General features: G+C 68.3%; 18 protein-coding genes. 11 read left to right on the forward strand and 7 right to left on the reverse strand.

What is annotated here, in order from left to right:
* The first annotated feature begins 37 nt into the window (after positions 1-37).
* The 3 genes from tauA to G3W89_RS08455 are packed head-to-tail and all read left to right on the forward strand — an operon-like array spanning position 38 to position 2,746.
* Positions 38-1,054, forward strand: coding sequence for a taurine ABC transporter substrate-binding protein (gene tauA / locus G3W89_RS08445; protein ID WP_162573654.1), 1,017 nt, complete (start codon positions 38-40; stop codon positions 1,052-1,054).
* A 14-nt stretch (positions 1,055-1,068) separates the two neighbouring features.
* Complete coding sequence (locus G3W89_RS08450; protein ID WP_162573655.1) at positions 1,069-1,857, forward strand: taurine ABC transporter ATP-binding protein; 789 nt, start codon at positions 1,069-1,071, stop codon at positions 1,855-1,857.
* Entirely contained in the window at positions 1,850-2,746 is an 897-nt protein-coding gene (locus G3W89_RS08455; protein WP_162573656.1) for an ABC transporter permease subunit, read from the forward strand. The genes G3W89_RS08450 and G3W89_RS08455 overlap by 8 nt, the downstream gene beginning before the upstream one ends.
* Before the next feature lie 7 nt (positions 2,747-2,753).
* Here the strand turns inward: G3W89_RS08455 and G3W89_RS08460 are convergent, their stop codons facing one another.
* The 4 genes from G3W89_RS08460 to G3W89_RS08475 all read right to left on the reverse strand — a co-directional run bounded on the left by G3W89_RS08460 (position 2,754) and on the right by G3W89_RS08475 (position 7,534).
* Positions 2,754-3,464, reverse strand: coding sequence for a glutathione binding-like protein (locus G3W89_RS08460; RefSeq protein ID WP_162573657.1), 711 nt, complete (start codon positions 3,462-3,464; stop codon positions 2,754-2,756).
* Between the two features lie 312 nt (positions 3,465-3,776).
* The gene (locus G3W89_RS08465) at positions 3,777-4,022 is read right to left on the reverse strand and encodes a hypothetical protein (RefSeq protein WP_162573658.1); all 246 of its coding nucleotides are present in this window, start codon (positions 4,020-4,022) and stop codon (positions 3,777-3,779) included.
* A 472-nt stretch (positions 4,023-4,494) separates the two neighbouring features.
* A complete protein-coding gene (locus G3W89_RS08470) occupies positions 4,495-5,823 on the reverse strand; it encodes an MFS transporter (RefSeq protein WP_162573659.1) in 1,329 nt (442 codons plus the stop codon).
* Positions 5,824-5,881: 58 nt separating this feature from the next.
* Positions 5,882-7,534: a GMC family oxidoreductase gene (locus tag G3W89_RS08475; RefSeq protein ID WP_162573660.1), complete on the reverse strand. Its 1,653-nt coding sequence runs from the start codon at positions 7,532-7,534 to the stop codon at positions 5,882-5,884.
* Positions 7,535-7,628: 94 nt separating this feature from the next.
* Between G3W89_RS08475 and G3W89_RS08480 the strand changes: the two genes are divergently transcribed.
* Positions 7,629-8,474, forward strand: a complete 846-nt coding sequence (locus tag G3W89_RS08480; RefSeq protein WP_162573661.1) for an IclR family transcriptional regulator — start codon at positions 7,629-7,631, stop codon at positions 8,472-8,474.
* 19 nt (positions 8,475-8,493) lie between these two features.
* Here G3W89_RS08480 and G3W89_RS08485 read toward each other — a convergent pair whose 3' ends face one another.
* A complete protein-coding gene (locus tag G3W89_RS08485) occupies positions 8,494-9,399 on the reverse strand; it encodes a LysR family transcriptional regulator (RefSeq protein ID WP_162573662.1) in 906 nt (301 codons plus the stop codon).
* Positions 9,400-9,504: 105 nt separating this feature from the next.
* Here G3W89_RS08485 and G3W89_RS08490 point away from each other — a divergent pair, with 105 nt between their 5' ends.
* Genes G3W89_RS08490 through G3W89_RS08515 form a run of 6 tightly spaced genes read left to right on the forward strand, consistent with a single transcriptional unit; the run spans position 9,505 to position 16,439 of the window.
* On the forward strand, positions 9,505-10,287 hold the full coding sequence (locus tag G3W89_RS08490; RefSeq protein ID WP_162573663.1) for an enoyl-CoA hydratase-related protein: 783 nt from the start codon (positions 9,505-9,507) through the stop codon (positions 10,285-10,287).
* A 48-nt stretch (positions 10,288-10,335) separates the two neighbouring features.
* Positions 10,336-11,544: a thiolase family protein gene (locus G3W89_RS08495; RefSeq protein WP_162573664.1), complete on the forward strand. Its 1,209-nt coding sequence runs from the start codon at positions 10,336-10,338 to the stop codon at positions 11,542-11,544.
* A gap of 2 nt (positions 11,545-11,546) precedes the next feature.
* A complete protein-coding gene (locus G3W89_RS08500) occupies positions 11,547-11,990 on the forward strand; it encodes a Zn-ribbon domain-containing OB-fold protein (protein ID WP_162573665.1) in 444 nt (147 codons plus the stop codon).
* Between the two features lie 47 nt (positions 11,991-12,037).
* A complete protein-coding gene (locus G3W89_RS08505) occupies positions 12,038-13,216 on the forward strand; it encodes an acyl-CoA dehydrogenase (RefSeq protein WP_162577394.1) in 1,179 nt (392 codons plus the stop codon).
* 25 nt (positions 13,217-13,241) lie between these two features.
* Positions 13,242-15,380 (forward strand): acetate--CoA ligase family protein, encoded by a 2,139-nt coding sequence (locus G3W89_RS08510; RefSeq protein ID WP_162573666.1) that lies wholly within the window; start codon positions 13,242-13,244, stop codon positions 15,378-15,380.
* A 48-nt stretch (positions 15,381-15,428) separates the two neighbouring features.
* Positions 15,429-16,439 carry a Bug family tripartite tricarboxylate transporter substrate binding protein gene (locus tag G3W89_RS08515; protein WP_162573667.1) on the forward strand — a complete coding sequence of 337 codons (1,011 nt, stop codon included), beginning with the start codon at positions 15,429-15,431 and terminating at the stop codon, positions 16,437-16,439.
* Positions 16,440-16,505: 66 nt separating this feature from the next.
* Here the strand turns inward: G3W89_RS08515 and G3W89_RS08520 are convergent, their stop codons facing one another.
* Both G3W89_RS08520 and G3W89_RS08525 read right to left on the reverse strand, forming a co-directional pair.
* Positions 16,506-17,102, reverse strand: a complete 597-nt coding sequence (locus G3W89_RS08520) for a VOC family protein (protein WP_162573668.1) — start codon at positions 17,100-17,102, stop codon at positions 16,506-16,508.
* Complete coding sequence (locus G3W89_RS08525; RefSeq protein ID WP_162573669.1) at positions 17,099-17,974, reverse strand: fumarylacetoacetate hydrolase family protein; 876 nt, start codon at positions 17,972-17,974, stop codon at positions 17,099-17,101. The genes G3W89_RS08520 and G3W89_RS08525 overlap by 4 nt, the downstream gene beginning before the upstream one ends.
* A gap of 138 nt (positions 17,975-18,112) precedes the next feature.
* On the opposite strand from G3W89_RS08525, the gene G3W89_RS08530 reads away from it, so the two are divergent.
* The gene (locus tag G3W89_RS08530; protein ID WP_162573670.1) at positions 18,113-19,003 is read left to right on the forward strand and encodes a LysR substrate-binding domain-containing protein; all 891 of its coding nucleotides are present in this window, start codon (positions 18,113-18,115) and stop codon (positions 19,001-19,003) included.
* Positions 19,004-19,009 lie beyond the last annotated feature (6 nt).

Here is a 19,009-nt window from a genome sequence, read left to right on the forward strand (position 1 = left end):
TGCAAAGTCCGATTCGATTCACCACCAGGAGAAACGAATGAACATGTCCCGGCGCTTCACCCTTTCAGCCGCGGCCTTGACCGCCGCATTGGCCCTCGGCGGCGTTGCCGCCCAAGCCCAGACCAAGGAGCTGACTTTCGCCCACCAGGACATGCTGGTGCCGCTGCGGCTGGTGATGGAGTCGGGCGAGGTCGAGAAGGCCACCGGCTACAAGATCAACTGGCGCATGTTCTCGGGCGGCGGCGACGTGATCCGCGCCATGGCCTCGGGCGACGTGCAGATGGGCGAGACGGGCTCCAGCCCGCTGACCGCCGCTGCCAGCCAGGGCCAGGACATCAAGCTGTTCTGGATCTCCGCCGACATCGCCGACGCCGAGGCCCTGGTTGCGCGCAACGCATCCGGCATCACGAGCCTCAAGGACCTGAAGGGCAAGAAGGTCGCGACGCCCTTCGTGTCCACCGCCCACTACCAGTTGATGGCCGGCATGAAGATGGACGGCGTCGACCCGAAGACCGTCAACGTGATGAACATGCGCCCGCCCGAGATCGCCGCGGCCTGGGAGCGTGGCGACATCGACGCCACCTTCATCTGGGACCCGGTGCTCTCGAAGATCCGCTCCTCGGGCAAGACCATTGCCACGTCCGGCAGCATCGGCAAGCGTGGCGCGCCCACCTTCGAGGGCATCGTGGTGAACGCCAAGTGGGCCGCCGCCAACGAGCCCTTCATGGTCGCCTTCGTGAAGGCGCTCAACCGCGCGAACGAGGAGTACAAGGCGTCCGGCAAGGGCTGGACGCCCGACTCGCCGCAGACCAAGGCCATGGCCAAGTGGACCAAGGCCGACCCCAAGGACGTGGGGGCGGCGATGGCGCTCTACAGCTTCCCGACCCTGGCCGAGCAGGTCTCGCCCACCTGGCTGGGCGGCGGCGCGGCCAAGGCGATGGCCAACACGGCCCTGTTCCTCAAGGAGCAGGGTCGGGTGCAGGAGGTCAAGGCCGACTACGGCGGCTTCGTGACGACGGCCTATGTCGAGAAGGCCATGGCGGCGGCGAAGTAGCAGGAGAGGCATCGATGCCCACGCTCGACATCCGCGACCTCACGGTCAACTACGCCGTCAAGGACGGGACGCTGCAGGCGCTCGCCCCGGTCAACCTGCAGATGCACGACGGCGACTTCGTCGTCGCACTCGGCGCCTCCGGCTGCGGCAAGACCACGCTGCTCAATTGCATCGCCGGCTTCCTGCCGCCCTCCACCGGCGAGATCCTGCTGGACGGCAAGCCGGTCGCCGGCCCCGGCGCGGACCGCGGCGTGGTGTTCCAGAAGCACGCGCTGATGCCCTGGCTCAACGTGCGCGACAACGTCGCACTGGGCCTGCGACTGGCCGGCGTCGGCAAGGCCAAGCGCGACCGGATCGCCGAGGACAAGCTGGCCCTGGTCGGCCTGCAGCAGTACGCCAGCCGTGCCGTTTATGAGCTCTCCGGCGGCATGCAGCAGCGCGTGGGCATCGCGCGCGCGCTGGCCAGCGACCCGGCCGTGCTGCTGATGGACGAGCCCATGGGCGCGCTCGACGCCTTCACGCGCGAGCAGGTGCAGGAGATCCTGCTGAAGGCCTGGTCGAAGTCGAACAAGATGGTGTTCTTCATCACCCACTCGGTGGAGGAGGCGCTGTTCCTCGCCACCCGGCTGATCGTGATGAGCCCGAGCCCGGGCCGCATCTCGCACGTCTACGACCAGGTGCCGTTCTCGCGCCAGTACCTCTCGCATGGCGACTCGCGCAAGGTGAAGTCGGAACCGGAGTTCATCCGCATGCGAGAAGAGGTCCTGTCGATCATCCATCATCGGGAGGCCGTCCATGCCTGACGCCATCATCGCTTCGCCGGTGGCCATGACGCCACCCGCCAACAGCCCCGCGCAGCCGGCCGTCGTGGCCGCGCCGGCCAAGTCCGGCACCAAGCTCAAGACCAGCGCCTTCAAGGTGCCCGGCGCGGGCTCCAGCGTCACCATCAGCGTGGTCACCGTGACCGTGCTGGTGGCGCTGTGGTTCGTCATCACCAACATGGGCTGGGTCAAGCCGCTGTTCCTGCCGTCGCCGCAGGCGGTGGCGCAGCAGTTCTACGAGTACGCGACCGGCCAGGCCAACGACAAGCCGCTGTGGCAGCACTTCCTGGCCAGCATGTTCCGCGTGTTCTCGGCCTTCCTGCTGGCGTGCATCACCGCCATTCCCATCGGCATTGCCATGGGCATGAGCCGGGTGGCGCGCGGCATCTTCGACCCGCCGCTGGAGTTCTACCGGCCGCTGCCGCCGCTGGCGTACCTGCCGCTGATCATCATCTGGTTCGGCATCGACGAGCTGCCCAAGGTGCTGCTGATCTTCCTGTCCTGCTTCGCGCCGCTGGCCCTGGCCGCGCGCTCGGGCATGCGCAGCGCCTCGCAGGAGCAGATCAACGCTGCCTACTCGATGGGCGCCAGCTACATGCAGGTGATCCGCCACGTGATCCTGCCCTCGGCCCTGCCCGACATCCTGGTGGGCATGCGCATCGCGATCGGCTTCGGCTGGACCACGCTGGTGGCGGCGGAGATGGTGGCGGCCAACATGGGCCTGGGGCAGATGGTGCTCAACGCGTCCAACTTCCTGCGCACCGACATCGTGATCATGGGGATCATCGTGATCGGCGTGGTGGCCTACCTGTTCGACCTGCTGATGCGCTGGCTGGAACGCCGGCTGGTCCCCTGGAAGGGACGCATGTAGCGGGCGTTCAGGGCGCGGCGCGGCTGGGAATGCCCAGGCCGCGCGCGACCGCGGGCCGGGCGACGAAGGCCTCGAGCACGCGCTTCACATGCGGGAAGGCCTGGAACTCGACCAGTTCGCCCGCCTCGTAGAAGCCGACCAGGTTGCGCACCCAGGGGAAGGTGGCGATGTCGGCGATGGTGTAGTCGTCACCCATGATCCAGTCGCGCCCCGCGAGCCGCATCTCCAGCACGTGGAGCAGCCGCCGGGCTTCCGCCACGTACCGGTCGCGCGGGCGCTTGTCGTCGTAGTGCTTGCCGGCGAATTTGTGGAAGAAGCCGACCTGGCCGAACATCGGGCCGATGCCGCCCATCTGGAACATCAGCCACTGGATGGTTTCGTAGCGCGCGGCCGGGTCAGCTGGCAACAGCTGGCCGGTCTTGTCCGCGAGGTAGATCAGGATCGCGCCGGATTCGAAGAGCGGCAGCGGCTTGCCGGCGGGGCCGTCGGGGTCGAGGATGGCGGGGATCTTGTTGTTGGGGCTGATCGAGAGGAATTCGGGCGACATCTGGTCGTGCGTCTCGAAGTTGACCAGGTGGGGTTCGTAGGGAAGGCCGGTCTCCTCGAGCATGATCGAGACCTTGACGCCGTTGGGCGTCGGCAGGGAATAGAGCTGCAGGCGGTCGGGGTGGGCGGCGGGCCACTTCCTGGTGATGGGGAAGGAGGAGAGGTCGGTCATTGGGGGGTTCCTTGTTCTCTTTGGAGAGGAGCGAGGATGGATTCTGCCCCTTGCTTCGGACTTGCTCGCTGTCCTCTGCGTCTTGCTCCGTCGGGAGAGGGCTGGGGTGAGGGCACACGGCCTTCTGTTTGTAAGGTGCGCTTTGTTCGAGGCTGGAGCCGGGGCGTCGTCCCGGCAGCCGTGTCACTTTCTTTTGCTTCGCCAAAAGAAAGTAACCAAAGAAAAGGCGACCCCACTGCGCGCGTCCCTCCGCTTCGCTACGGGCAACCTGCGGTGCTCGCTTTTCGCGGGGTCCGCGCAAACTCGCTACGCTCAAACACGCGCGGCCCTGATCCGCGAAAAGCTCCGCTCCTCGGCACGCGCAGAGGGGATGGGGAACCGGTCGGGCCATCGCTTCGCTCGGCCACCAACGGCCTCGCTGCGCAAGGCCTGGAACAAGTGCTCGCGGTTGTGCTCAACCACATCGACCACATCGACCACATCGACCACATCGACCACATCGACCACATCGACCACATCGACCACATCGACCACGGCCACAACTTCGAGCACGAGCACGGCACGAGCATGTGCAGCGTGTGCATGTGCATGTGCAGCGTGTGTGCGTGTGCGTGTGCGTGTGCGTGTGCGTGTGCGCGAGAGTCAGCGTAAGCGAAGATTAAGAGCTCACCTCAATCTGCACACCACACAAGTACGCGCCATGGCGCGTTGAATTCCAAGTCCCCTCTGGCCGCGCCGAGGAGCGGAGCTTTTCGCGGATCAGGGCCGCGCGTGTTTGAGCGCAGCGAGTTTGCGCGGACCCCGCGAAAAGCGAGCACCGCAGGTTGCCCGTAGCGAAGCGGAGGGTCGCGGCCAGTGGGGTCGCCTTTTCTTTGGTTACTTTCCTTTGGCGAAGCAAAAGAAAGTGACACGGCTGCCGGGACGATGCCCCGGCTCCGGCCTCAGCCCAAGTGCAACCTTCGAATCAACGAACGATGCCCTCACTCCGACCCTCTCCCAACGTGAGAGGAGAGGGAGAGGGAGCAAGACCTCAGCGCCCCGCCCCACCCGCCGGCAGCGGTCGAACACGCGCCTCACCCGCCGGCGCCGACCTCCCGATCAGCCACGCACACCCAGCCGACACCACCCCCGCAAACAGCACATACATGCAGATCTGCCAAGGCTCCCCCCCACCCGACTTCAGCAGCGCCGTCGCAATGATCGGCGTGATGCCCGAAGCAAAAATCCCGGAGAACTGGTAGACGAAGGAGATCCCCGTGTACCGCACCTTCGCATCGAAGAGATCGCAGAAGAGCGCCGCCTCGGGCCCGTACACCGAGGCATAAAGAATGCCGAAGGGCACGATGATCGCGAGCCAGATCAGCAGCACGTTGCCGCCGCTGTGCGTCATCAGCCAGAACCCCGGAAACGCAGCGACGGCGGTGATCAGCGAGCCCCACATGTAGACCTTGGGCCTGCCCAGCCGGTCGGACATGCGCCCGAAGAAGGGAATGGTGAAGATCATCACCACCGCCGCCGCCATCACGCCGAGCAACGCCTCGGTGCGGCTGATCTTGAGCGTGCTGGTCAGGTAGTTGATCGAGAACACGCCGAAGACGTTGAAGAACACGCCGTCGATGTAACGCGCGCCCATGCCCTTGAGCACGTTGCCCGGATAGCGCCTGATCATGTCCATGAAGGGGATGCGCAGCTCGGCATTGCGCGCCTTCACCGCAGCGAACTCCGGCGTCTCCTGCACATGCAGACGGATGTACAGGCCCACCGCCACCATCACGCCCGAGATCAGGAAGGCGACGCGCCAGCCCCACGCCAGGAACTGTTCGTCGGTCAGCAGGAAGGACAGCAGCGCCACCACGCCCGAGGCCAGGCACAGCCCGATCGCCAGTCCGATCTGCGGCAGCGAGGCGTAGAAGCCGCGCTTCTCCTTGGGCGCGTACTCGTAGGCCATCAGGACCGCGCCGCCCCATTCACCGCCGAGCCCGATGCCCTGCGCCACGCGCAGCAGGAGCAGCAGGATGGGCGCGGCGATGCCGATCTGCGCATAGGTGGGCACCAGTCCGATGAGGAAAGTGGCGATGCCCATGATCATCAGCGTGAGGATCAGCATGCTCTTGCGGCCGATCTTGTCGCCGAAATGCCCGAAGATCACGCCGCCCAGCGGCCGGGTCACGAAGCCCACGGCGAAAGTGGTGTAGGCCAGCAGCGTCGACACCACCGGATCGCTGCCCGGGAAGTAGAGCTTGTTGAACACGATGCCGGCCACCACGCCGTAGAGGAAGAAGTCGTACCACTCGATGCTGGCGCCCACCAGCGCCGATAGCACTACGCGTCGAATCGCCTTCTCGTCGGTTGCACTCATGTGTTGTCTCCAGTGAAGTGTCGTTGTGGAGCCCTTCTTCGAGGGCTGGGAGGGGAACTCAGCGGGCGAGGGCGGTGGCGTCCTCGCGGATCAGGTCGACGGCCTTCTCGGCCATCATCACGGCGGGCGCGTTGGTGTTGCCCGAGACGAGCGTGGGCATGACCGAGCAGTCGACCACCCGCAGGCCGCCCACGCCGTGCACGCGCAGGCGCGCATCGACCACGGCCATCCGGTCGGCGCCCATGCGGCAGGTGCCGCTCGGATGGAAGATGGTGGCGCCGTTGTCGCGGCAGAACTCGAGCAGGTCGGCATCGCTCGTGGCGTCCGGCCCCGGCTTGACCTCGCGCTTGACGTAGGGCCGCATGGCCGGCGAGGCGGCGATGGCGCGCGCCGCCCTCACGCCGGCCACCGCGGTCGCGCGATCGCGCTCGGTGGCGAGATAGTTGGGCTGCATCTCCGGCGGCTCGGCCGGGTCGCGCGAGCGGATGCGGATGTGGCCGCGCGACTCGGGCCGCAGCTGGCAGACCGACATCGTGAAGCCCGACCACGGATGCACCTTGCCGCCCGCCATGTCGGCCGACAGCGTGGCGACGTGGAACTGGATGTCGGGCGTATCGGCCACCGGCTGCCCGTTTGCATCGCCCAGCGCGCGCATGAAGCAGCCGCCCTGGTTGATGCCTACGGCCAGCGGCCCGGTGCGGTGCATCAGCCATTCCAGGCCCATCCTGGCCTGGCCCATCCAGGAGTTGAGCTGGTCGTTGGTGGTGATGGGCTTGGTGCACTCGTAGCCGAGGCGGATCTGCAGATGGTCCTGCAGGTTCTCGCCCACGCCCGGCAGCTCGTGCACCGGCGAGACGCCGCGCTGCTCGAGCAGCGCGCGCGGGCCGATGCCCGAGAGCTGCAGCAGCTGCGGAGACTGGATGGCGCCGGCGGACAGCAGCACCTCGGCGCGGCACCGCGCGGTCTTCGCCGCACCGCCTTGCGTGTAGCGCACGCCGACCGCGCGGCGGCCCTCGAACACCAGGCCGGTGGCCAGGGCCTCGGTGGCGATGCGCAGGTTGCTGCGGCCTTTCGCCGGACCGAGATAGGCCTTGGCGGTGCTGCAGCGCCAGCCCTGGTAAGTCGTGAGCTGGTAGTAGCCGGCGCCTGCCTGGTCGGCGCCGTTGAAGTCGTCGGTCCGCTTCACGGCGAGCGGGCCGATTTGCTGAGCGCCTTCGATGAAGGCCTCGATCAGCTCGTGCTTCGCGCCGATGTCCGAGACCTTGAGCGGGCCGTCCGCGCCATGGAAGGCATCCGCCCCGCGCTGGTTGCCTTCCGACTTGATGAAGTAGGGCAGCACGTCGTCATAGCCCCAGCCCGCATTGCCCAGGGCGGCCCAGTGGTCGTAGTCCTCGCGCTGGCCCCGGATGTAGATCAGGCCGTTGATCGCGCTGGAGCCGCCCAGCGTCTTGCCGCGCGGCCAGTAGATGCGCCGGCCGTTCATGTTCGGGTCGGGGTCGGTCTCGAAGCGCCAGTTGTAGGTGGGACTCCACATCGTCTTGCCGTAGCCGATGGGGAGGTGGATCCAGAGCGAGTTGTCGGCCGGCCCCGCCTCCAGCAGCAGCACGCGGGTGGCCGGGTCTTCGCTGAGCCGCCCGGCCAGCACGCAGCCGGCCGAACCGGCACCCACGACGATGTAGTCGAACTCTTCTTCAACGGGCACAACGGGCATGCAGGGCTTCCGGGCAGTGGAACAATCGCTCAGGCTGCCGATGCTAGGCTATGAATTTTCGGAACGCAATGTTCCACTTTAGAGGTTTACCCGCATGACGCGTTCTGCGCGCAGCGTTGTTGCTGCACCTGCTGTCGTTCCGAAGAAGCGCTCCGCGGCGCGCGTGGCTGCGCCCGCGCCCCACGTCGAAGAGCCGTCGACGGGCTCATCGGCCGAGCGCAATCTGCGTCTGCTGGCGCTGCTGGCCAACGAAGGCCGCGCGTTGTCGCTGGCCGACCTGGCGGCACAGCTGTCGCTGCCCAAGGGCACCGCGCATCGCATCTGCACGCAGCTGCTGGCGACGGGTTTCCTGGCGCGCGATGTCGACGAGCGCATGTTCAGCGTCGGGCCTGCACTGCGGCAGCTGGCCTTCGACACGCTCAACCACGGCGTCGTGCGCGGGCTGCGGCACGAGGTGCTTTCGGACCTGGTGCGGCAAGTGGGCGAGACCTGCAATTTCACGACGCTGGATGGCGCGCAGGTGCTCTACCTCGACCGCGTCGAGGCGCAATGGCCGCTGCGCCTCACGCTGGACGTCGGCTCGCATGTGCCTCTGCATTGCACCGCGAGCGGCAAGCTGTTCCTGGCACAGATGGAGAAGAAGGAGCGCGACGCAGTCATCGGGCAGATCACGCTGGCGCGGATGACGGCCAACACCATCACCGATGCCGGCGCGCTGCGCGCCGAGTGCAACGCAATTGCCAGGCAGGGTTATTCGACCGACCGCGAGGAGTTCATCGCCGGGCTGGTCGCCGTGGCCGTGCCGGTGTTCGATGCCACGGGAAAGCAGCGCGCCGCCATTGCCGTGCACGCCCCCACTGCGCGGATGACGATGGAGGATGCGATCGAGAGGATCAGTGCACTGAAGGCGGCGGCGGCGAGGATGGCGAGTCTGCTCTGAGGCTGGGGACTGCAGAGCCTCACAGCCGCTCGCAGAATTCCGTCAGGTGGTTGCGGAACCACTGGTGGCTTGCATCGTGCTCGGCCGCCTCGTGCCAGATGAGGTAGACGGGAAAGCTGGGCATGCGCAGCGGCACCGTGTGCGACTTGAGCCGGAAGTGATCGGCGTACAGGTGCGCCATGCGTCGCGGCAGCGTGCAGATCATGTCGGAGGTCTGCACCATCACCGGCATCGACAGGAAGTGCGGGACGGTCACCGCGATCTTCCGCGCAAGGCCGCGCTTGGAAAGGGCCAGGTCGATCATGGGCATGGCGTTGGTGCGCGGCGCGAGAACGACGTGGCGCAGCCCGAGAAAGGTCTCGAGGCCGAGCTTGTCGCCGATTTCGGGATGGTCTCGACGCGACAGGGTCAGCAGCGTCTCCGTCAGCACGCACTTGTTCCGGAAGGCCGGCTCCCGCGGCACGAAGTAGTCGAGGGCCAGGTCGACGGCGCCGTCGCGCAACTCGGCCTTGAGCTGTGAACTGGGCTCGGGGCGGATCCTGATGCGGATGCGCGGTGCCACCTTGGCGAGCCAGTCCACGAAGCGCGGCAGGATGATGGTTTCGCCGTAGTCCTCCACCGCGACCACGAACTCCCGGTCCGACTGCGCAAAGTCGAAGTCGCCTTCCCCGCGAAGGCCGCGCTCCAGCGCGTCCAGCGCCTGGCGGATCGGCTCGGCCAGCATCTTGGCGCGCGAGGTCGGCACCATGCCCTGGCCACTGCGCTCGAACAGCGGATCGCCGAGCCGGTCGCGCAGCCGGCCCAGCGCGTTGCTCACCGTCGGCTGCGAAAGGTGCAGGGTGTGTGCCGCCTTGGAGATGCTGCGCTCCTTGTAGACGGCATCGAAGATCAGCAGCAGATTGAGGTCCAGCGAACGCAGGTTCATGCACTCGATGGTATTGGAAATATGAATATTCATCATTCGGCAATGAAAGTGGCCGAATGACCTGACCCTTCGCACAATGCACTTCATACCGAAGGAGACAAGCGCATGACAGAGGCCGCAGCCACCGTGCTGATGGACCGCCCGCTCGACGGCGTGGCGCGCCTGAGACTGAACCGCCCCGAGGCACGCAACGCGTTGAACCAGGCGCTGCGCCGGGCGCTGGCCGAGGCCTTCACAGAGCTGGACCAGGACGAGAGCGTGCGCTGCGTGCTGCTGTGCGGCGGCAGCCAGTGCTTCGCTGCCGGTGCAGACATCAAGGAAATCGCAGCGCTCGGTGCGAGCGAGGTCTGGCGCCTCGCAGTGCCGCGTTATTGGAAGCCCATCGCCGAGTTCTCCAAGCCGCTGGTCGCCGCCGTGGCCGGCCCTGCGCTGGGCGGCGGCTGCGAGCTCGCACTGCATGCCGACGTGATCGTGGCCGCCCGCAGCGCCCGCTTCGGCCAGCCCGAGGTGACGGTCGGCATCATGCCCGGCGGCGGTGCGACCCAGCGCCTCATGAAGGCAGTCGGCAAGTACCGCGCGATGAAGCTCATGCTCACCGGCGAAGCCGTGGGTGCCGACGAGGCGCTGGCCATGGGCATGGTCAGCGAAGTCGTCGACGACGAGGCGCTCGAAGCGCGCGCGCTCGAGCTCGCCGCGCTCATCGCCGCGCGTCCGCCGATGGCGCTGCGATTGCTCAAGGAGGTCGCCCTGGCCGGCGCGGACGCGCCGCTCTCGACCGGCCTGCTGCTGGAGCGCCGCGCCTTCGAGCTGCTGTTCGACAGCAGCGACCAGAAGGAAGGCATGCAGGCTTTCGCAGAGCGGCGCGCGCCGCGGTTCGCCGGGCGCTGAGCCGCGGCTCCCCATCGTTTTTCACTGACCGACAAAGGAAAAGACTTCATGCGTGCAGACGTTGCCATCGTCGGCTATGGGCGAACGCCCTATAGCCGCGCCAAGCCGGGCGAGCCGGTGCTTACCGTGGACGAATACATCGCGTGGGCGGCCGACCTCGCCCTTCAGAAGGCCGGCATGTCCAAGAACGACTTCGACGGCCAGGGCCTGGGGGTCTCGCATGCCGAGGTTGCCCACACCGTCAACTGGTCGGCTGCGGTGGCCGAGAACCTGGGCATCAGCCCGCAGGTGCTGCTGCGCGGGGACCAGGGTGGTGCGTCGGCGGCGTCGCTGCTGATCCGCGCGGCCGCGATGATCCGCGCCGGCATCGTCGACCGGGTGATGGTGGTCGGCGCCGACACGCCGCTCAACATTCCCTCGCTGGCACCGGGCCTTCCGCTGTCGCCGGAGCGCACGCGCGGCGTGTACTGGGACTTCCAGGGGCCCTTCGGCGTGATGGGGGCGAGTGCGCAGTTCGCGCTGGTGCAGACGCGCTACCAGCACCAGTACGCGCTGAAGGCAGAGCAGCTCGGCAAGATCGCGGTGAACAACCGCTTCCACGCGTCGCTGCATCCCGGCGCCATCTATCGCCAGCCCTTCACGCTCGACGACTACATGAAGTCGCGCGTGCTGTCCGATCCGATTCGCCTGCTGGACTGCGTGCCCATCGTCAACGGCGGCCTGGCCTACATCGTGACCTCGGCCGAGACCGCCCGCACGCTCACCGACCGGCCGGTCTATCTGCTGGGCGCGGGCGAGGCGAACAACTACTACCATGGCTCGCGCACGCTGCCGGACATCACCACCACCGGCTATGCGGTGGCCGCGCCGCTCGCCATGCAGCGTGCAGGCGTGACGCACAAGGACATCGACTTCCTCCAGCCCTACGACGACTATCCCTTCATCTCGATGATGACCATCGAGGACCACGGTTTCTGCCGGAAGGGCGAGGGCGGCCGCTTCGTCGAGGAGCACGACCTGCGCTTCGACGGCGACTTCCCGATGTCCACCGATGGCGGGCAGCTCTCGGGCGGCCAGCCCGGCGGTGCCATCGGCGGCTTCATGCCGCTGGTCGAGGCGGTCACGCAGCTGCGCGGCGAGGCCGGCGACCGGCAGGTGCGCGATGCGCACATCGGCATCGCCTGCGGCTTCGGCGGCATTCCCTACGGGCGGCCCGGCCGCAGCTGCATTTCCCTCATTCTCGGAACGGAGCCCTGAACATGGCAGACCTCTACGCGGACAAGCCGCAGCCGACCATCACCGACCTCACGCGGCCGTTCTGGGCCGGCGCCAAGGAGGGCCGGCTCATGCTGCAGAAGTGCCGCCGCTGTGCGACCTTCAACTTCCATCCCAAGCCCTGGTGCATCGAATGCGGCAGCCGCGAGCTGGACTGGACCGAGGCGCGGCCTTTCGGCACCGTGTACTCGCACACCGTGTCGCGCTCGGTCGCGATGAACTATCCCGGCTGGGAAGCCGAGCTGCCGGTCGTGATGTGCCTGATCGACCTGGACGACGGCGCCCGCATGTACGGCCAGCTCACCGACTGCGCGCCCGGCGAGGTGAGCATCGGCATGCGCGTCGAGGCGCATTTCCAGGCCATCGGCGAGGAGGCCGGCATCCCGCGCTTCCGGCCGCTGCCCGAAGGCACGGTGGGGGAGCGCTGAACATGGCGCACGACGTTCCCGACGCGCAGACCTTGCGCAAGGCCGCGATGCGCGACGTGCCCTTCGACTGGAAGGATGCGCTGCGCCTCGACGACCTGCTGACGCCCGAGGAGATCATGATCCGCGACGCCGCCCGCGACTATGCGCAGGGGCAGCTCATGCCGCGCATCCGCGATGCGCACCGGCACGAGACCTTCGACGTCGGCGTGATGCGCGAGATGGCCGAGCTCGGCTTCCTCGGCGCGACCATCGAGGGCTTCGGCTGTGCCGGCATCAGCTACGTGGGCTACGGGCTGATTGCGCGCGAGTTCGAGCGGGTCGACACCTGCTTCCGTTCCGCGCTCGGCGTGCAGACCACGCTCAGCATGACACCCATCTACCTGTTCGGCAGCCAGGAGCAGCGCGAGCGCTACCTGCCGGCCATGGCCCGTGCCGACAAGCTGGGCTGCTTCGGCCTCACCGAGCCGGACCACGGCTCCGACCCCGGGAGCATGAACAGCCGGGCGCGCAAGGTCGACGGCGGCTATCTCCTGTCGGGCACCAAGACGTGGATCACGCATGCGCCGATCGCGGACCTGATGGTCGTCTGGGCCAAGGACGACAGCGGGCGCGTGGGCGGCTTCATCCTCGAGCGCGGCATGAAGGGCCTCGCCACGAGCAAGATCGAGGGCAAGTTCTCGGTGCGCGCTTCGCCCACGGGCCAGATCATGATGGACGATGTCTTCGTGCCCGAGTCGCAGCGCCTGCCCGGCGCCACCGGCATCGGCGCGCCCTTCGCCTGCCTGAACAACGCCCGCTTCGGCATCTGCTGGGGTGCGCTGGGCGCGGCCGAGTTCTGCTGGCATGCGGCCCGGCAGTACGCGCTGGACCGCAAGCAGTTCGGCCGGCCGCTGGCGGCCAACCAGCTGGTGCAGAAGAAGCTGGCCGACATGCAGACCGAGATCGTGCTCGGCCTGCACGCCTGCCTGCACCTGAGCCGGCTGCGCGACCAGGGCCGTGCCAGCCCGGAGATGGTGTCGCTGCTCAAGCGCAATTGCGCGGGCAAGGCGCTGGACATCGCGCGCGCCGCGCGCGACGTGCACGGCGGCAACGGCATTTCCGACGAATATCACGTGATCCGCCACGTGCTCAACCTCGAGACCGTCAACACGCTCGAGGGCACCCACGACATCCACGCGCTGGTGCTGGGCCGCGCCCAGACGGGCATCTCGGCCTTCGCCAACTGAACCCAACCGACCGATCCTTCAGCCCATGACTCCTTCGAACCTGGACCGCGCCGAGGTCGTGAAACGCCTGATCAACCCGCGATCGATCGCCGTGATCGGCGCCTCGGCAGACTTCGGCAAGATCAATGGCCGCCCGCTCAAGCACCTGCTCGAGAAGGGCTATGCCGGCCGCATCCTGCCCGTCAACCCCAAGTACCGCGAGATCGGGGGCGTGCCCTGCTACGCGGACATCGACAGCCTGCCCGAGGCCGCGGACCTGGCCATCGTCGCCGTACCGGCCGCCGAGGTGCTCGCCTCCGTCGAGGCGCTGGGGCGCCGCGGCATCCGCGCCGCGGTGATCTTCAGCTCCGGCTTCGGCGAGATGGGCGCCGAGGGCCGCGCCATGGAAGAGGCGCTGGCGCAGCGCGCGCGCGAATGCGGCGTGGTGCTGTGCGGGCCCAACTGCCTGGGCTTCATCAACGCCTTCGACAAGGTCTACGCCACCTTCAGCCAGTACGCCGACGGCGAGACCGGCCCGGGGCCGATCGCCTTCGTCACCCAGTCGGGCGCCTTCGGCACCGCCATCGCCGCGCTGGTGCGCCAGCGCGGCCTGGGGCTGGGCTACTTCATCAACACCGGCAACGAGGCCGACCTCGGCTTCAGCGAGCTGATGGCGAGCGTCATCGAGGACCCGCGCATCCGCGTCGCCGCCGGCTACCTCGAGGGCCTGGAGGATGGCGCCTCGCTCGTGCGCCTGGCGCAGCGCTGCCATGAGCTGGGCAAGCCGCTGGTGCTGACCAAGGTCGGGAGGATGGCCTCTGGCGCGCGCGCCGCCGCTTCGCACACCGGCGCGCTGGCAGTGGAAGATGCGGTGTTCGACGCCGTGATCCGCCAGTACGGCGTGCTGCGCGCGCGCAACGAGGAGCAGATGCTCGACATGCTCGAGGCGCTGAGCCAGCCGCGCATGGCCGCCGGCAACGGCCTCGGCATTGCTACCCAATCGGGCGGCGCCGGCGTGATGATGGCGGACCGCGCCGAGGAAATGGGGCTTGCCGTCCCCGAGCTCGCTGCGGCGACGCGGTCGCGGCTGGCCGAGGTGATGCCGGCCTTCGGCGCGATGGGCAATCCGGTCGACGTGACCGGCCAGTTCGTGGCCCGCCCGGCGCTGCTGCGCGAATCGGTGGTGGCGCTGATGGACGACCCGGGCGTGCACGTCGGCATCGTCTGGCTGCAGCTGATGACCGCCCACGTCGACACGCTGGTGCGCATCTTCGGCGAGATCCAGGCCCGTACCGACAAGCCCTTCTTCGTCTGCTGGGTGGCGGCGCCCACGGAGGCGCTGCAGCGGTTGCGCGCGCTGGGCATCGTGGTCTATACCGCCGGCGAACGCGCGGTCGAGGCGGCCGCTGCGCTCGCGCGCTGGAACGCCTTCCGGCAGCGCGCCGCCCGAAGGCAGGCCCTTCAGCCGGCTGCGATGCCGGCGTTGCCCGCGGACGTGCGCGACGGCGTGCAGCCGACCGTGCAGGCCACCGAATGGCTGCATGCGGCCGGCGTGCCCATGGCACCGGTCGCGCTGGCGCATGACGAGGAGCAGGCTGTAGCGCTGTGGCGCGCGGCGGGCGGCCCCGTGGCGCTGAAGATCGAATCGCCGGACATCACCCACAAGACCGAGGTCGGCGGCGTGCTGCTCAAGCTCGACGACGACGCGGCCGTGCGCAACGGCTTCGCCACCTTGATGCAGCGTGCAGCGTCGGCCGAGCCGGCCGCGCGGCTGCACGGCGTGGTGGTGCAGGGCATGGCGCAGGGCCATGTCGAGCTGGTGGTCGGCGTGCAGCGCGATCCCGTGTTCGGCATGGTGGTGATGGTCGGCACCGGCGGCGTGCTGGTTGAAGTGCTCAAGGACGTCGCCTTCCGCCGTGCACCCTTCGATGCGTGCGAGGCGCAGCAGATGCTGGGCGAGCTGCGCATGGGCGCGTTGCTCGACGGCGTGCGTGGCCAGAAGGCAGTCGACCGCGGCGCCATCGCGCAGATGCTGGCGGGCCTGTCGCGCTGGGCCGCGGCGATGCAGCCGCGGCTGGCCGAGCTCGACCTCAACCCGGTGCTGGTCGGCCCCGACGGACCCGTGGCCGTGGACTGCGTGATGGTCCTGCGCGAGCAGCGCACGGGCAGCGAGGCCGGGGGCTGAACCCGCCACCGGCCGTCATTGGATTTCTAACGACAAGGAGACTCAGGCATGCGCATCACTTCACGACTCATCCAGGGCGCCGGCACCGCTGCCGCGGCGGCGGCGCTGCTGCTCGGGGGCAGCCAGGCCCTCGCGCAGGACCCCTATCCGAACCGCCCAGTCACCGTCATCGCGCCCTACAGCGCAGGCGGCGATGCCGATCTCGCGGCGCGCAACTTCGCGGCCGCCGCGCAGCGCGCGCTGGGCCAGGCCGTGGTCGTCATGAACAAGACCGGCGCCAGCGGCGTGATCGGGTCGGCCCAGGTCATCGCCGCGCCGCCCGACGGCTACACCCTGCTGCTGGCACGCACCGGCTCGCAGGCCATCCTGCCGGCCATCATGCCGTCGACGACCAAGTACAAGTGGGACGACTACACCTTCATCGGCACGCTGGAGCTCAATCCCTACGGCTGCATCGTCAACGCCAAGTCGCCCTACAAGACCTTCGACGACCTGGTCGGGGCGATGCGCACCAAGGGCAAGGGCATGAACTACGGCACGGCCGGCGTGCTCACCACGAACGACATGGGGCCGCGGCAGCTGTTCAGGATTCTCAAGCTGACGGATCAGACGCCGACCCAGATCCCGTACAAGGGCACGGGCGAGGCCTCGATGTCGCTGGTCGCCGGCCAGACCGAATTCGCCTGCGGCAGCCTGGGGTCCTTCATCGCGCTGATCAAGAGCGGCGCGCTGCGGGCGCTGATGGTCACCAGCCCGGAGCGCATGGCCTCCATGCCCGAGGTGCCGACCGCGCGCGAGCTGGGCTATGCCGAGATGGAGGGCATCGTGGGATGGAGCGCGGTCTACGGCCCGCCGAAGCTGCCGGCCGATGTGCGCGACCGGCTCGCCGGTGCGCTCAAGACCATCGCCGCGGACCCGGCCTGGATCGCCGCGACCGAGCAGACCGGCTCGATTCCCTTCGTTCGCCCGCCGGAGGAGACGCGCGACTTCGTGCGCAAGCACTACCAGCTCTACCGGTCGCTGGGCGAGCAGCTCAACATCATCGATTCGAAGATGTAGGCCGGCGCCGGGCTCTTTCGTGGGGCCGGCTGTCGCGGATCGGCAGCCGCGCGCGTGCTCGATCGCTCAGGGCATGAACATGGTCCAGGGCGTCTCGCCCTCGCGCAGCGGGCGCCGTGCCGTGATCACGGACAGGGGCTCACCGGCCTCGAAGCGGGCAATCATCTCCTCGGGATCGAACACGATCCCCATGAAGTTCCGTGCGTAGGCGCCGCCCGCGAAGAAGGCCTCCAGTTCCTCGGCGCGCTCGAACACGTCGTACTGCAGCTCCAGGCGGTGGCCGTCGGGGTCCTTGTAATAGAGCGAGACCGTGGGCCCGTGGTTGATGGTCCAGTAGGGCTGGATATCGTGCGCGCGCAGCCGTCGGTAGGTGGCGAGCAGTTCGCCCAGTGAGGCGTACGTGAAGGCCACGTGCTCCAGCCCCGTGTGCGCGTCCCCGCCATGCCCGAGCTCGGGTCGGGCGATCAGCCCGATGCGATGGTGCTCGTCGTCATAGGTGAGGAAGCACAACCCCTCGTTCTCGAAGGCCGGCGTGGCTTCCAGCACCTTCAGGTACCAGGCCCGCGAGCGTTCGAGCTGCGACACACGCAGCACCACGTGGGCCAGCTTCACGGGGCGAATGGGTGCGGCTTGCGCGTCGGGCAGTCGTCTCGGTGCATTCATGTCTTGTCTCCATCAGGTTCGGGAATGACGCGGTTCTCGATCGCGCCGATCGATTCGATCTCCACGCGCACCAAGTCGCCGATGCGCAGGTACCGCGGCGGAGACATCAGTCCGCCGCAGCCAGCCGGACTGCCGGTGGACAGGACGTCGCCGGGTTCCAGCGTGAAGGCGGTCGTGAGCTCTGCGATCATTTCGCCGATGCGGTGGAGCATCTCGCCGGTGCTGCCGTCCTGCCGCAATTCGCCGTTGACCCAGGTACGCAGGCGAAGCGCATGCGGATCGGCGATCTCGTCGCGCGTCACCAGCCAGGGGCCGAAGGGGCCGTGGGTGTCGAAGGACTTGCCCAGCGTGTGGGTGGGTGCGCGCAACTGCCAGTCGCGCACGCTCAGGTCGTTGACCACCACGTAGCCGGCGATCACCGCGTCGGCTTCTTCGGCGCGCACATGGCGGCAGCGCTGCCCGATCACGACCCCCAACTCGCCTTCGTAGTCGAGCTGATCGGAGACCCGGGGCTTGTGCACCGGGTCGTACGGACCGGCGACGCACGAGACCTGCTTGTTGAACCAGACCTGGCCCGCAGGACGCGTGAGCCCGAGCCGGGCCGCTTCCTCCAGATGCGAGGCGTAGTTGCCGCCGAGACCCAGGAACTTGCGCGGCGCCGGCACGGGCGCGCACAGCTGCACTTCCGCCAGCGGCAGCCGCCGGCCCAGCCGCGCTGCCTGTCGAACCCAGGCGAGGCCTGGGGCGCTCCGCTCCAGCAGTTCGCGCAAGTCCGCCGGCGCGCCGGGCAGGGCCGAGAGGTCGACGACATCGTCCCCCTCGACCGCGCCGTACTTCAGCGCGCCCTGATGGCGAAAGGTGGCCAGCTTCATTCATTGTCTCCATCGAATCCGATGCTTCGATGATGTGGATGGAACGATCCGCAGACAATCGGGCCGCAGTGAACGCAACGTTCCACTGGGAGAACGCGGGGCCGGCGATCATCGCGGGCACAAGGAGACACCGAAGACATGGAAGACCTCAATGACCTGGTGTTCTTCGCCAAGGTGGTCGAGCACCAGGGCTTCTCGGCTGCGAGCCGGCAGCTGGGGGTGCCCAAGTCGCGCCTGAGCCGGCGCATCACGCTGCTCGAAGAGCGGCTGGGCGTTCGGCTGCTGCAGCGCAGTTCACGTCGGCTGGTGCTGACCTCGGTGGGCGAGCGCTTCTACGAACGCTGCCAGGCGATCCTGGCTCTGAGCGAGTCGGCGCATGAATTGATCCAGGAGGCGGTGGCGCAGCCACAGGGCGTGCTGCGCGTGAGCTGCCCCCTCACGCTCGCGCAGTTCTGGCTGACGCCTCTGCTGCCCGCCTTCATGAAGGCGCATCCCCGGGTGCGGCTCCTGCTCACGGTGAGCAACCGCCGCGTCGACCCGCTGGAGGAGCCGATGGATGTGGTGCTGCGCGTGCGCCGCCCGCCCTTCGACGATTCGAGCCTGGTGGTGCGTCCGCTGGGCCGCACGCACGACGTGCTGCTGGCCAGCCCCGCGCTGCTGCGGGAGCGGGGCATGCCGTCGGACGTGCCCGGACTCGAGGCCTGGCCGACGCTCTCGCTTCCGGCCGAAGGCGAGCGCCATGCGTGGCTGCTGCGGCGCGATGCCGAAGCGGCCGAGCTGGTGCATGCGCCGCGCCTGGTCTGCGGCGACATGTTCGCGCTCAAGCGTGCAGCGCTCGAGGGCTTGGGGGTGGTGCTGCTCCCCGAGATCCTGTGCCGCGAAGAGCTGGGCGACGGGCGGCTCGTCCGCGTGCTGCCTGAATGGGGCTGCGCCGAGAGCGAGGTCCAGGCGGTCTTCCCGTCGAGGCGCGGCATGCTGCCGGCGGTGCGGGCGCTGGTGGATTTCCTGGCCGCACATCCGGCGGGCTGAGCAGCC

Source organism: Variovorax sp. PBL-H6 (assembly GCF_901827155.1).
Classification (GTDB): Bacteria; Pseudomonadota; Gammaproteobacteria; order Burkholderiales; family Burkholderiaceae_C; genus Variovorax.

Coding starts and splice junctions, on each gene's coding strand:
- tauA (WP_162573654.1), top strand. CDS start 38: ATGAACATGTCCCGGCGCTTCACCCTTTCAGCCGCGGCCTTGACCGCC.
- G3W89_RS08450 (WP_162573655.1), top strand. CDS start 1,069: ATGCCCACGCTCGACATCCGCGACCTCACGGTCAACTACGCCGTCAAG.
- G3W89_RS08455 (WP_162573656.1), top strand. CDS start 1,850: ATGCCTGACGCCATCATCGCTTCGCCGGTGGCCATGACGCCACCCGCC.
- G3W89_RS08460 (WP_162573657.1), bottom strand. CDS start 3,464: ATGACCGACCTCTCCTCCTTCCCCATCACCAGGAAGTGGCCCGCCGCC.
- G3W89_RS08470 (WP_162573659.1), bottom strand. CDS start 5,823: ATGAGTGCAACCGACGAGAAGGCGATTCGACGCGTAGTGCTATCGGCG.
- G3W89_RS08475 (WP_162573660.1), bottom strand. CDS start 7,534: ATGCCCGTTGTGCCCGTTGAAGAAGAGTTCGACTACATCGTCGTGGGT.
- G3W89_RS08480 (WP_162573661.1), top strand. CDS start 7,629: ATGACGCGTTCTGCGCGCAGCGTTGTTGCTGCACCTGCTGTCGTTCCG.
- G3W89_RS08485 (WP_162573662.1), bottom strand. CDS start 9,399: ATGAACCTGCGTTCGCTGGACCTCAATCTGCTGCTGATCTTCGATGCC.
- G3W89_RS08490 (WP_162573663.1), top strand. CDS start 9,505: ATGACAGAGGCCGCAGCCACCGTGCTGATGGACCGCCCGCTCGACGGC.
- G3W89_RS08495 (WP_162573664.1), top strand. CDS start 10,336: ATGCGTGCAGACGTTGCCATCGTCGGCTATGGGCGAACGCCCTATAGC.
- G3W89_RS08500 (WP_162573665.1), top strand. CDS start 11,547: ATGGCAGACCTCTACGCGGACAAGCCGCAGCCGACCATCACCGACCTC.
- G3W89_RS08505 (WP_162577394.1), top strand. CDS start 12,038: ATGCGCGACGTGCCCTTCGACTGGAAGGATGCGCTGCGCCTCGACGAC.
- G3W89_RS08510 (WP_162573666.1), top strand. CDS start 13,242: ATGACTCCTTCGAACCTGGACCGCGCCGAGGTCGTGAAACGCCTGATC.
- G3W89_RS08515 (WP_162573667.1), top strand. CDS start 15,429: ATGCGCATCACTTCACGACTCATCCAGGGCGCCGGCACCGCTGCCGCG.
- G3W89_RS08520 (WP_162573668.1), bottom strand. CDS start 17,102: ATGAATGCACCGAGACGACTGCCCGACGCGCAAGCCGCACCCATTCGC.
- G3W89_RS08525 (WP_162573669.1), bottom strand. CDS start 17,974: ATGAAGCTGGCCACCTTTCGCCATCAGGGCGCGCTGAAGTACGGCGCG.
- G3W89_RS08530 (WP_162573670.1), top strand. CDS start 18,113: ATGGAAGACCTCAATGACCTGGTGTTCTTCGCCAAGGTGGTCGAGCAC.